At 63.3% G+C, this 12,187-nt stretch carries 12 protein-coding genes; 4 read left to right on the top strand and 8 right to left on the bottom strand.

Translation table 11 applies throughout. The annotated features are described in order from the left end of the window. Positions 1-223 precede the first annotated feature (223 nt). From NG1_RS24835 to NG1_RS24825, 3 genes are all read right to left on the bottom strand, one after another. Entirely contained in the window at positions 224-1,483 is a 1,260-nt protein-coding gene (locus NG1_RS24835; protein WP_062974653.1) for a PP2C family protein-serine/threonine phosphatase, read from the bottom strand. After that, positions 1,480-2,289, bottom strand: coding sequence for an alpha/beta fold hydrolase (locus NG1_RS24830; RefSeq protein ID WP_062974651.1), 810 nt, complete (start codon positions 2,287-2,289; stop codon positions 1,480-1,482). The genes NG1_RS24835 and NG1_RS24830 overlap by 4 nt, the downstream gene beginning before the upstream one ends. 219 nt (positions 2,290-2,508) lie before the next feature. Continuing rightward, a complete protein-coding gene (locus tag NG1_RS24825; protein ID WP_062974649.1) occupies positions 2,509-3,012 on the bottom strand; it encodes an SPW repeat protein in 504 nt (167 codons plus the stop codon). Between the two features lie 130 nt (positions 3,013-3,142). On the opposite strand from NG1_RS24825, the gene NG1_RS24820 reads away from it, so the two are divergent. Next, complete coding sequence (locus NG1_RS24820; protein ID WP_245660036.1) at positions 3,143-3,604, top strand: MarR family winged helix-turn-helix transcriptional regulator; 462 nt, start codon at positions 3,143-3,145, stop codon at positions 3,602-3,604. A gap of 76 nt (positions 3,605-3,680) precedes the next feature. Here the strand turns inward: NG1_RS24820 and NG1_RS24815 are convergent, their stop codons facing one another. Next, positions 3,681-4,631, bottom strand: coding sequence for an RNA polymerase sigma-70 factor (locus tag NG1_RS24815; protein WP_062974647.1), 951 nt, complete (start codon positions 4,629-4,631; stop codon positions 3,681-3,683). Positions 4,632-4,753: 122 nt separating this feature from the next. Continuing rightward, positions 4,754-5,944, bottom strand: a complete 1,191-nt coding sequence (locus NG1_RS24810) for an NAD(P)/FAD-dependent oxidoreductase (RefSeq protein WP_062974645.1) — start codon at positions 5,942-5,944, stop codon at positions 4,754-4,756. Between the two features lie 249 nt (positions 5,945-6,193). Between NG1_RS24810 and NG1_RS24805 the strand changes: the two genes are divergently transcribed. Further along, positions 6,194-6,586 (top strand): Rv0313 family protein, encoded by a 393-nt coding sequence (locus NG1_RS24805; protein ID WP_062974740.1) that lies wholly within the window; start codon positions 6,194-6,196, stop codon positions 6,584-6,586. A gap of 533 nt (positions 6,587-7,119) precedes the next feature. Here the strand turns inward: NG1_RS24805 and NG1_RS36945 are convergent. After that, positions 7,120-7,278, bottom strand: a complete 159-nt coding sequence (locus tag NG1_RS36945) for a hypothetical protein (protein WP_157114217.1) — start codon at positions 7,276-7,278, stop codon at positions 7,120-7,122. A 559-nt stretch (positions 7,279-7,837) separates the two neighbouring features. Between NG1_RS36945 and NG1_RS36940 the strand changes: the two genes are divergently transcribed. Then, complete coding sequence (locus tag NG1_RS36940; protein WP_157114216.1) at positions 7,838-8,365, top strand: hypothetical protein; 528 nt, start codon at positions 7,838-7,840, stop codon at positions 8,363-8,365. Then, positions 8,362-10,047 (top strand): ATP-binding protein, encoded by a 1,686-nt coding sequence (locus NG1_RS36935; RefSeq protein WP_157114215.1) that lies wholly within the window; start codon positions 8,362-8,364, stop codon positions 10,045-10,047. Before NG1_RS36940 ends, NG1_RS36935 begins: the two co-directional genes overlap by 4 nt. Positions 10,048-10,566: 519 nt before the next feature. Here NG1_RS36935 and NG1_RS36930 read toward each other — a convergent pair. Both NG1_RS36930 and NG1_RS24795 read right to left on the bottom strand, forming a co-directional pair. Next, positions 10,567-11,649 carry a hypothetical protein gene (locus NG1_RS36930; RefSeq protein ID WP_157114214.1) on the bottom strand — a complete coding sequence of 361 codons (1,083 nt, stop codon included), beginning with the start codon at positions 11,647-11,649 and terminating at the stop codon, positions 10,567-10,569. Positions 11,650-11,686: 37 nt separating this feature from the next. Then, entirely contained in the window at positions 11,687-12,163 is a 477-nt protein-coding gene (locus NG1_RS24795) for a hypothetical protein (protein WP_062974641.1), read from the bottom strand. Between the last annotated feature and the right edge of the window lie 24 nt (positions 12,164-12,187).

The raw sequence follows: 12,187 nt of genomic DNA, 5'->3' as shown, positions 1-12,187 counted from the left end.
TCGGCATCTGCACCGGCGTCGCTCCTCATCGCCCCGAGCGGAACCTGGTTACGCCAGGGTTACATGAATATTGGTTCGTTGTGAATTGTGCCACTATTCGACGGCTCATTAAAGTTGTGAGATATTCCCCGCTCAGCGAAGCGGCGTTTCAGCAGGTCGCGGTTCGGGGCGCGGTCGAACGGATCCGCTCACGGCGGGGCGCAGCTTTCGAACCCGGCCGGGATCAGGGCGTGGCGCCCCGCGACGGAGGTAGCGCGTGGATGGCGAGGACGGCGGTATCGTCCTCCACTCCGGATCCGAAGGAGGCGAGCAGTTCTCGGATGGCCTCGACGCCGCCGGAGGCCGTGACCGGCGCCAGCGCGCGAGCGAATTCGATGAGCGCGCGGTCGCCGTAGCGACCGCCGTCCGCCGTCGTGCGGGCTTCGGTGAGCCCGTCGGTGTAGAGAATCAGGGTGTCGCCGACCTCGAGCCGGAGTTTCCTGGTGACGATCTGGGCGTTTCGGATCGCCCCGATGAGCTGACCGCCCCAGGTATGCATTTCCTCCACGGCCCCGTCGGCGCGCAAGAGCAGGGCCGGCGGGTGCCCGCCACCGGCCAGGGTGATGTCGCAACCGCCGCGCTGGGGAGTGGGTTCGATCAGGCCGAAGATGATCGTGCAGAACCGTGGGTTGTGGCCGTGGGACCGCTCGGTGAGGGTGGTGTTGAGCATGTCGAGCACGGCGGCCGGATCGCGGGTGTAGGCGGTGGCGGTGCGCAGCGTGTAGCGGGCCTGGGAAGTGAGGGCCGCGGCAGGAGCGCCTTTGCCGCAGACATCGCCCAGGAACATTCCCCAGCTGCCGCCGGCGATCGGGAACAGATCGTAGAAGTCGCCGCCGACCTCGTCGGCGGAGGCGATGTGGTAGTACGCGGCGACCTCGAGGCCGGGAACATCGGGTAGTTCGGGTGGTAGCAGTGTGGTCTGCAAAGTGCCGTTCAGACGCTGGAGGCGTTCGCGCTCCTGCTCGGCTTCGCGGCGTGCCCGTAGCAGCTCGGTCTCGTAGGCGCGGCGCTCGCTGGCATCGAAGACGGTGGTGCGAATCAGCAGCGGTTGTCCCTGGCTGCCGGTCTTGACCTGCGAGCTGACCAGCACGGGTAGTCGGCGGCCGTCGGTGGTCTTCATCTCCAGGGCGATCCCGCGGATCTTCCCCTGCATGCGTAGCAGGGGAGCGAAATGGGTCTCGTGATAGAGGCGGCCCCCCACGGTGAGCAGGTCGGAGAAGTGCTTCCGGCCGACCAGTTCGTCTCGCCGCCAGCCAAGCCAGTCGAGCAGCGTGGCATTCACCTTGGCGATGCGACCGTCCAGCGAGGTGGACAGGTATCCGCAGGGCGCGTTCTCGTACAGGTCCTCGGCGCTGTCCTCGAGCAACGCGGCGAACGTCGCGTCGTCATCGGTCCCCGCTCCGAGAGCAGAACCACGGTCTCGGTCGCCCGCGGCGCTCGTCATCCGGTCTCGGCGGCGAAGGCGGCTATGGCGTCGGCGGTCTCCGCCGGAGCACTGAGCTGGGGGCAGTGGCCGGTTGCCGTCAGCGTGATCAGTCTGCTGCCCCGAATCCGCTCGTGGACGAAGGCCCCGACCTCGAGTGGGGCGATAGCGTCATCGGAGCATTGCAGGATCAGAGTGGGTACCTCCACCGCCTCGAGATCGGCGCGGTTGTCGGCGAGGAACGTGACGCGGGCGAAGACACGGGCGATTTCCGGGTCGGTCCGGCAGAAACTGTTGGTGAGTTCCTCGGCGAGCTCCGGCCGATCGAGGTTGCCCATGATCACCGGCGCCATCGCACCCGACCAACCCAGATAGTTCGCATCGAGCGCCTCCAGGAGTTCCTCGATGTCGGCGGCAGCGAAGCCGCCCCGGTATCCGGTGGCCGGATCATCGAGGAAGCACGGCGAAGGAGCCACCAGCACCAGTCCGGCGAACGCCGCAGGCTCGCGGGCGGCGGCGAGCACTCCCATCGTCGCACTCACCGAGTGCCCGACGAAGATCACCGGCCCCAGATCGAGTTCGCGAAGCAGCGCGAGCACATCCTCGACGTACCCGTCCATGCTGGAATAACGCTGCGGGCTCCAGGCCGACAGATCCGAGCGGCCCGCACCCACGTGATCGAACAGTACGACGGTGAAATCCCGCTCCAGAACCGGGACGACCAGCCGCCACATGTGCTGGTCGCAACCGAAGCCGTGGGCGAGCACGACCACCGGGGCGCCGGTCTTGCCGCTGACGGTCACATGGTTCCTGCTCAGCACCTCCACATAGACACCTTCGCAGAAAACTCGCGCGAACGCCCGCCTCCGGTCGTTCTGCCCGGCACGCGCTAACCGTAGAGGTCAGGTCTGGGGTAGCCAGCGCCCGCGGCCACCCCAGACCCAACACCTCTCAGTGTGCGAAGAACGCATCCTCGGACGGCTTCGATTTGCAGGGGTTTGCGCGTTGAAAAAGCCGTGCCGATTCAGCCGGGATGAACTGCGTTCTCACCGCGCGGAAGTTTCCGGCGGAAGCCCGGACGGTCGCTGCGTTCGAGTCGCGTTCGCGGCGGGCGCCTCTCCGGTGAGGCGGCCGGTCCGGCTCATCCCGAGGAACATCGAGCCCAGGCCGAGCAGCACAGCGATCGCGCCGGCGACCACGTTGTTCCAGATCGTCGACGTGGTGTCGACGTTGCCGCTGACCACCCAGGGAGACAGGATCGTCCAGAGGCCGAGCAGTGGCGCGGCCCAGACGATGCCATGGGTCCGGCCGTAAACCGAGGCGAATCCGAAGGCCAGCATCGCCAGGGCGATGCCGACGACGAGGTTGTTGACGGTCAACGTCGAGAACCCGTTGAACCCAACGACCCACGGGGAGATCGCGATGTAGAGCCCGGTCAGGAACATCAGGCCGGTGACCGCTTGGGCGTCGGGCGCCTCGGAGGCGCGCTCGTACTTCTCCCGCAACTCCACGATGTCGGGATGCCGACTCATCATGGTTTCACTACTCATACTCTCCACCACCCTTCAGACGTAGTGGCGAATCGAAGCTCTCCCGAGCCGGGCGGCCGCGATCGGTCCCGCAACGCGGCCGGTCCTGATCGCCGCTCACTGATATATCACTCTGTGATAATATCACTCCATGATGGATGCGTCGATGCCATCGCCGGTCTCGCCCGAGTCTCAGCACCTCAGCGATCAGGAATACTCGCGGCTGCTGGCGTTCCGGGCCGGGCTTCGCCGGCTCCTGCGGTGGAGTGAGCGCCGGGCGGCCGAAGTGGGGCTCACCGATACGCAGCACCAACTGCTGCTGGCGATCCGGGGGCATTCCGCCCCGGATGGGCCGACCATCGGAGAGATCGCGGGCTACTTGTCCACCCGCCACCACAGCGTGGTGCAACTGATCGATCGCACCGAGCAACTCGGCCTCGTCGCCCGCAAGCGAGGGCAGGGCAACGACCGCCGCGTCGTCCACCTCACCCTCACCGAGGCGGGCAAGGAAATCCTGGCCATGCTCAGCGCCACACATCTGGAAGAACTCCAGCGACTGACCCCACTCCTCGGCACCCTCGACGACCTGCCCGCCGTGCCGCAGGCAGGATGAGCCTGCCGGAGGCACCCGCAACCGAGACGCGGGTAGGCGAGGCCCAGTCGGTGCGCGGACGCGCCGTAACCGGTGTTCAGCGCAGAGTGAGTGGGATCTCGGAATCGACGCGGGTCAGTTTCTGCGGGTTGCGGACGTAATAGAGGCCGGCGATACGGGTGTCCTCGACGCGCATCGCGATGACACCGTCGAGTTCTCCATCCACGTACAGCGCCAATGCGGGACTGCCGTTGACCGTGGTCGCCTCGACGGTGAGCGCGACGTCGTTCCTGGTGAGCCCGCCGACGATGAACCGGGCCACCTTCGCCGCACCGATGACCGGACGCGGTGTGGCCTGCTTGATACCGCCTCCGTCGCTGATCGCCACGACGTCGGGGGCCAGTACGTCCAGCAGGCCGCGCAGGTCTCTGGTCTCGAGCGCGCGCCGGAACGCGGCGGCGGCCGCTTCGGCCTCTCGCGCGGTGACCGAGCGGCGCGGACGGCGGGCTTCGACGTGGCGGCGGGCGCGGTGGGCGAGCTGGTGGACGGCGGCGGGAGTCTTGTCGACCGCAGCCGCGATTTCGTCGTAGCCCATCCCGAACGCTTCGCGCAGCACGAACACCGCGCGTTCGGTCGGGGTCAACGTCTCCAGCACGAGCATCAGCGCCATCGAGACGCTCTCGGCGAGTTCGACATCGGCGGCCACATCCGGCGTGGTGAGCAGTGGCTCGGGCAACCAGGAACCCACGTAAGCCTCCCTGCGGCGTTTCATCGACCGCAGCCGGTTGAGCGCCTGACGGGTGGTGATCCGGACCAGATAGGCACGGGCGTCATCGACGTGCGCCGCGTCGACCGCCACCCAACGCAACCACGTCTCCTGGAGGACGTCGTCGGCGTCGGCCGCCGATCCGAGCATCTCGTAGGCGACGGTGAAGAGCAGGTTGCGGTGGGCGACGAACATTTCCGTCGCCTTCACCGTGGCGTGGTCGCGACCCGCTCCCGCACCGTCGGCCCGCCGCGACTCGCCGGATTCATTTGCTGTGTCCATCACGTCCTCTTCTTCCGTCCGTCGGGGGCCGTGCGACGCCGGTTGTCGCTGCCGCGTGCGACAGCGCCCGCGACCAGGGGCGCTGCCGCACATCGTGCAGTCGAAGTCACCGGCGGGATCGGCTAGGCGACCGGTGACGCGGTGACGCTACGCCGGGCCTCCAGCAGAGCCGGCCTGTGCTTGCCGTCCTTGAACCAGGAGTGCGACCCGGGCTTACGCGCCTCGTTCACCAGATGTTCGACGCTGGAGGCGCAGGAGAACTCCTTGAGCTTCTTGCCCACCGGGCCGCTGAAATAGAGCCGCAGCGCGGTGTCGTCCTTGTGGGCCAGCTGGAAGATCCCGGCGCCGCGGCCGAAGCTGATGCACATGGCGGGGAACGACAGGTCGATCGGCGCAGGCCGGTCACCCGCGATGCGGTGCAGCACGGTGTCCGCGGCATGGGCGCCGAGGCAACCCGCGGCGTAGGCGCTCATCCGGAACGGCAGGTCCGACGGTGCCGCCGAATCGCCCGCCGCGACGATGCGCTCGTCGTCGACGCTGGTCAGGGTCTCGTCGGTGAGCAGACGCCCGGCGCTATCGGTGCTCAGCCCGCTGCGGGCGGCCAGATCCGGAACGCCGAAGCCCGCGGTCCAGATGGTGACCCGGCTCGCCAACGTGCGGCCGTCGGCGAGTTCCACGGCCTCCCGCGTCACCGCGGCGACTGCCGAGTCCGGGCCTTCCAGCACGCTGACCCCCAGCTTGGCGAGATACTTACGGGCTGTGCGCCGAGCCTTCGGATGCAGATACGGGCCGAGGGTCCCGCCGCTGACCAACGTGACGTCGCGCCCCCGCTCTGCCAGCTCGGCGGCGGTCTCGATGCCGGTCGGACCGCCCCCCACGACCGTCACCGCAGCCGCCATGGGCGTGTCGAAGAGCACCGACCGCAACCGCTGCGCCGCCTCCAGAGTGGCGACCGGGTAGGCGAACTCGGCCGCGCCCGGCACCCGTGGGCCCACACTGCCGCTGCCCACCGCGTAGATCAGGTAGTCGTAGCGGATCTCGTCGCCCTCCGCCATCGTCACCCGGCGCCCGGCCGCGTCGATTCCGGTCACGCTGTCGACGACCAGCCGTACGCCCTCGGCGAGGACTTCGGCATAGTCGACGACCGCATCGTGAGTTCCGCCCACCAGTTGGTGCAGACGCAGCCGCGGGACGAAGAGCGGGCGGGGATTGATCACGGTCACCGCGATGTCGTCACGCTGCGTGAGACGGTTCGCCGCCATCACGCCGGCATATCCGCCGCCGATCACGACCACATGGATGTTCTTGCTCATGGTGTCTCCTTCGCTCCGAGAGGCTCGGGAACAAGACACCGCCGGTGCGCACATCCTGACACGTTGTGATGCAGGTCACTCGATAGGTGATCGAGGTCCCCGCGATTCGGGCAAGCCGCTCCGAACCACGTGGCAACACTTTCGTCACCGCCGCTCAGCTGTCGAGGACAGATGCGGCCGGCGTGGCGAAGTCGGCGTTTCGCGAGGACACTGAGGTCGTAGCGCCCACCTCGTCCCCAGGAGCACATGATGCCAACCAACGGACCTTTCGGCATCGATCCGGAAGATTTCGAACGCGCACTGCGTGGGGCGGGAACCGAACTCCGCGACCTGCTCGGGAAAGCCGGCGTATACCTCGATCGCGTCGACCACGCGAGTCTCGGTTCGCTGGCGTCGCTGTTCGGTCAGTTCGTCCAGCCGGAACGGCCACGTCCACCGGAACCCGAGGGCGAGATCACCGGCGAGACGGGCAGCGGGGTATGGGCGATCTACAGCATCGACGACACCGGCGAGGCCAGGATCGACCAGGTCTTCCCGAGCGAACTCGAGGCCTTACGCGCACATCGCGACAACACCGATAATCGCCGTCGAGTGCGGTTTCTCCCCTACGGGGTTCCGGCAAGCGTGTTGGACGCACCCTGACCCGCGGACTTTCTATAAGTCGGGGTCGGCCGGTATCGCTTCCAGTTACACGGTGTCGTGCGGCAACCTCGGGGTTGCGGTAGGCATCGCGGCGGAAGCAGTCGCAAACCTGCGTGCGCCGCCACCGCCGCTACAGGGCCGTCCGGGCGAGGCATGGAGGCATGGAGACTGAAGACAGTTAGCGCGGAAACAACCGTCCACCGGGCTTTCTTGGAGCCGCCTGGGGAAATCGAACCCCCGACCTTTTCATTACGGGTCGACACGGCTACTACGGACGACCGGCGAATGTCAACGATGCCAGCCGCACCGCTGTGACCAGCAGAAACAACTACTGTCAACGACTGTCGACTACCGAATATCCGTTCGATGCCGAGGACGGGCGTGGAATTAGTTGGGACTAAGTTGGGGGTCGGAGCACAACCGACAGCGGCGTGTCGAAACTACGACACGCCGAGCAGTTAGATCCCGTGGCAAATCGGTGGCGATCTTGAGTGACCGGGGTCGAAAGGTTCCGACCCCGGTCACCGCGACTACTAGCAGTCGTCGTCCTCGTCGTTGCGGTCGGCGGCTGCCTCTGCACGGTCACGGAATCCGCTCGTAGCGGTGGGGCTGTCCGGGTCGCGTTCCGCGGCTTCCGCGATGCGGTCGGCGGCCTCATGATCCATCGGTGTGCTGCCCATGCCCATGCTCATGCCTCTCTCATTGCGGCGGCCAGGAACCAACTCAACGGGCGGACACTCGGTCGCCTGATGGTTTGAGGTGGGTTGTCATCGGCCGCGTGGGCAAAGCCTCACGTTCCGACTCCCAGCGTCAGCCAAGCCTGACGCGAGCCTGAAGCAGTAGCGGCACGTTGCGCCGAGGCCCGCCCAAGGCTGGACCATCCCAAAGGGAGGAAGTACTAACCAGCGTCCGGCCGCTACTACGCCTTCGCCAGCTCCCGACATGCGTTACGCGCAACAGGCCGATCTTCGCATGGCGTGGACATCTGAACAGGAAAACGAGAAAGAAGTTCGCGAGCGCTTTTGAGTCGCCCTACGGCTGCGCAGCGTGGCACAGCTCCAGCAGAGCGCAACTGCACCCACTACCGCGCTTGCGGAACGTGCACAGCTGGTCGTCTCGACATCAAGCACGTAGGGGCACAGCCTAATGAGCCCTGGCACTCATGCATCCTCGGGAGCGCAGCACACCAGCGACGTGAGATGATCGCTGATCGGCGGTCACCGCAGATGCTCTAAAGCCCGAAGGAGACACATGACGACGCCAGCGCATGATGACCGACTGCGGCGCGTCATGAAGGCTGACAGCAAAACGCTGGGTTACTTCAAGGAAGGTGCTTCGCTAGAGAAGGCGTTAGCGCTCAGTATTACAGACATTATCCATAAAACGACGGCCGATCGTCTACGACTCGGTGAACGGTTCATAGATGTGGCCAACACAATGCGGCGTGCCAGAATACGAGATTGGCGCAGTACTATTGGGCGCTACTACTACGGAATGTATCATGGAATGCGCGCCGTATCATTCTTTGCACATAGCGGCGACGATTTCGAAGCTCACAACCAGCTTTTCAAGTCAATTCCGAAGGACTTCCCCAGCAAAGAGCTGCGCGCAAACGAGCTAAAAGACGCACGGCTTCGCCGAAACGAGGCCGACTACGATCCTTATCCCATAGATGATAAGTATTTCCAGGGAGTGGTGCGATCATTGGATCCGGTGGCGAACGACTTCGTTTCTGCGTGTCGATCGTATCTTGCTAGCAAAGGATGTGGATTCCTGTGAGCAACGGGCAAAGCCTGAGTCCGGAAGAATCGATTCGTACCAGAATGGAACGCGAGAGCGGTGTCCGAATCGTAGATGTGCAGATCCGAGATTACCCCGGCGAGCGAAACTATGTTCTGTATGTGCAGCAAGAGGACCTCGCGTCGGTCGCCCTTCATACAGCAAAACTAGAATCGGAGCTGTCGACCGGCGATATTCAGGTCTTCTTGATTATTCGGCCTGCTGAACAGCGTATGATCTCGGAATCTTTGAAGCTTCTTCCAGCGGTTGACAACGTCTCCGACCTTCGAGTGACAGAACTAGTTAGTCTGGTGAGCGCTCGGTCTCGCGTTTCAGCAGCAGAACCGAGTCTTGTATACGTCCCCGACGTACGGGCGAGCCTCTCATCAGTCACCGCCGCACGCCATCATCTGATCTTTGGCAGGCGTGGTTCGGGTAAAACAGCCTTATTAGTGGAGGCGCGACGTCGCGTCGAATCCTCCGGTGCCATAACCGCGTGGATCAATATCCAGACCTATCGGCGCGAGGCACCGCAAAGGGTTGTGCTGTGGACCATTCAGAACATCCTGTCAAGCGTAGCCGCGCGACATGATGCACTTCCGCCACGGAGCGCGCCTGCTGTTGCTATTTCTAGAGTACATTCGCAGACAATCGAGCTGTTAGATCAGAGCGAAAATTCCGAGCAAGAGGTAGTGCTCCTAATTCCAAAGGTCCAGGCTGCCCTAAGCCGCTACCTTGAGGTCACCAATACTGCAATATATGTATTCCTAGACGATTTCTACTACGTATCCCGAGATATGCAACCCATCATTCTCGATATGTTGCACGGAATATCTCGCGACATAAAGCTTTGGCTTAAGGTTGCTTCAATTAAGCATTTGACCCGATGGTGGATCAGTTCCCCTCCCACCGGAATGCAAACTGGCCAAGATGCCGAGGTAATCGACCTGGACGTAACTCTCCAGGACCCTCAGCAAGCACGACAATTCTTGGAAAACGTCCTCGCGGGATATGCTAAGGCGGTACGGATCTCCTCCCTGCTACATCTGTTTAGCAGAAAAGCATTGGACCGCCTAGTGCTTGCGTCGGGCGCAGTGCCACGTGACTACATGGTGCTCGCTGCCAGCGCAATAACACGCGCTCAGCAAAGAGTTGGAGCCCGGCAAGTTGGTGCTCAGGAAGTGAATCAAGCTGCCGGCGACGCCGCAGCCGCGAAGATAAAAGAACTCGAAGAGGATATGGCATCCAATCCTGGCTCAGCTGCAAGGACTATCGAGACACTCAAAATCGTACGAAGTTTCTGCCTGGAAGAGTCCGGATATACCTATTTCCTTGTTGGGTTCCGAGACAAGGAGGACAACCCCATTTGGTACAGCCTGTTAACTGATTTGATGGATGTGCGCCTCATTCATCTCGTTGATCCTGGCGTTTCTGATCCACACTCAGCGGGACATCGATCGGAAGCCTACATGCTTGATCTCAGCCAATACTCGGGCGCTCGACTCAAGCAGGGAATTCGCATGCTCGACTTTGAGGGAGGAAGGTTCGTATCTCGTCAAACACGTAGCCCTGAACCAACTCGGGTCGCGCATAATTCACGACAACTTATCGCAATTCTTCGAAGTGCACCGCGCCTACCGCTTGAGCGGCTCGAACCAACATCCTCGCCCGCCAAACCATGATTTAGCTATCTCGGTTTGAGCCAGCTGTTCCACAACAGCCCGGAATTTAAGGTGCTCGGAAAAGAGTATTCGCCGTTACATGGCAAGCCCCGGAGGGGCGCGGCAGCGCTTAGTTAGGTGAGGATGGGTGTGGTGGACTGGGATTGGTGGTTCGTGTCCCACCTGGTTGGGCGCCAGCAGCGCCCCGCCCGCAGCGGAGCGAGGACGGGGTGCCTGGCGCGGCGCGGCGTAGCCGCGCCGTTCTTGATTCTGTAGAGGGAAATTCGGCAAATTCTGTTGGAGGTTTCCTACTTCCCTTTTCTCTTTTTCTTCTCCCCCAGTAGGACGCGCCAACTTCTCTCCCTGCGCTACAACGAATCTCGAGAACATCCCGCACCCCACTCACCCGCGAATGCTCCCTTGCACCCTAGGACGAGCGGACGCGAAGGGCTGGCACTGCTGCCGCACAACCCAGCGTGCGACCCGAACCCCGATCCCGACCAAGAGGCCGACCGCACTTGAGCCGATCGGCTGTGATGGTTATCGGTCGCGAGTTATTCCGCGTGCGCGGTCTTGTCCGTGTCCGGTGCCGCCACGCTCAACGCTGGGTGCCTGTCCGGGTGGATGCCGCACCGCCGCTTGTGGGTGATGCGCCTGCCCCAACCACAGAAGTCGTTCGACCTCCGATAAACGACCTTTCTCGTCCAGCTCCTTGAACGCCGCGTTTCTCGCCTCGTCCAGCGCCTTCAAGGCCGCTTCGCGTTCCTTCTCGGCTGCTGCTGCGCGTGCATCGGCTGCTTCGCGCTCGACGCTGGCGGCGTCGGCTGATTCTCGGGCGACTTGTTCTGCGGTGTCGGCGGTTTCGCGTTGCTGATACTGACTGGGCATCGGGAATTCCTGCGCCACTCGTTCGGCGGCTTCTCGTTCGATCCGTGCCCGCTCGGTCTCTGGCGTCTGGCGTGCTTGCCGGGCTCGCTCTGCCTCTGCTCGGGCCTGTCGGTCGCGTTCGACCCGCTGGGGGGCATCCGCCCGGCCACGCGCGGCGGCTTCCCGGAACTGCTGCACCTTCCGGAATTTCTCGGATCGCGCTTGCGCCCGCACAATTTCGCGGATCTTCGCCAAGCGTTCCCGCGCCCGGTCGGCTCGATTCAACTCGTACGGTCGGATCAGCTCCAACTGCTGGGATACCAGCGATCGCCCGAGTTGCATTGCACGGAGTGCGTCAGCGCGGGAAATGACCACGTGCTGAAACTTGTCGCCGAGGTCGCGGGCCATAGCCTGTAACTCGGCGGCTACGGCGGGCGGGATTTTCTCGCCGGACACTGTTTCCCATCGAGAATGGGCCAGTTGGCCAGATTCCAGTCCGACTCGTTCTATGCTTAACTGCCTCAGCGTCTCTAGCTCGTTGATCCGCCCTGACTTGCGCTCGACCCCCCGGGTTCCCCGGCCTTCCGTGCGGGCTGAATCCAGTCTTCGAGTTTTATCGTCGATCTTGATTGCGAATTGCTGAACCCAGCCGCGCTCCGGCGTTTCGCCTCGTTCACGCGCCCGACCGAGTTCGAAATACAGTCCCTTTTCGTAGTTGGACAGCCTTCGTCGGTAATCGTCGTACTCGTCGGGCACGGTGCCCCCCTTTGGAACGTCTAATCACGCATGCATGTCACCATGCCGCGCGATGAGCCTTGGTAATGCTGTACTCCACCATCCGGGGACCGTAGTTCTCCCGAAACAGGGCACTCGCTTCGAACATCAAATCGAGCTTATGTGTGTCGCGCACTTGTACCGCCGGTCCAAACTCGGGATACAATGGCGGGTAGAACTTTCCGCTGTTCGACCATGCGATATCACCGTGCCGCCGTATGTAACATTCGCCAAGAAACCGGATGAATCCATCGGCTGGTTTCCGGTTCTCCGGTGCGATGAACCCGTCCCAGTCACTGAGCAACTCTTTGGCCGCTTCCATGATTTGGGTCGACAGCGGCGGTTTCCACCATTCCGAATCATCGCTCATGTCGGGGACTACTTCGGCAAGGAATGCGCGCACCTCTGATTCCATGCGTTCTGGCGCAACCCAATCGAGGAATGCTTGGGTTTTGTCATCGAATTCCATATCGAAACCGATCTGGTCGTCGTCCACTGGCGGAGCCTTCCCCTCATGCTG

The sequence above is a fragment of the Nocardia gamkensis NBRC 108242 genome (assembly GCF_001612985.1).
Lineage (GTDB): Bacteria > Actinomycetota > Actinomycetes > Mycobacteriales > Mycobacteriaceae > Nocardia > Nocardia gamkensis.
Note: the sequence above shows the minus strand (reverse complement) of the source record. Positions and strands in the feature narration are given on the sequence as shown.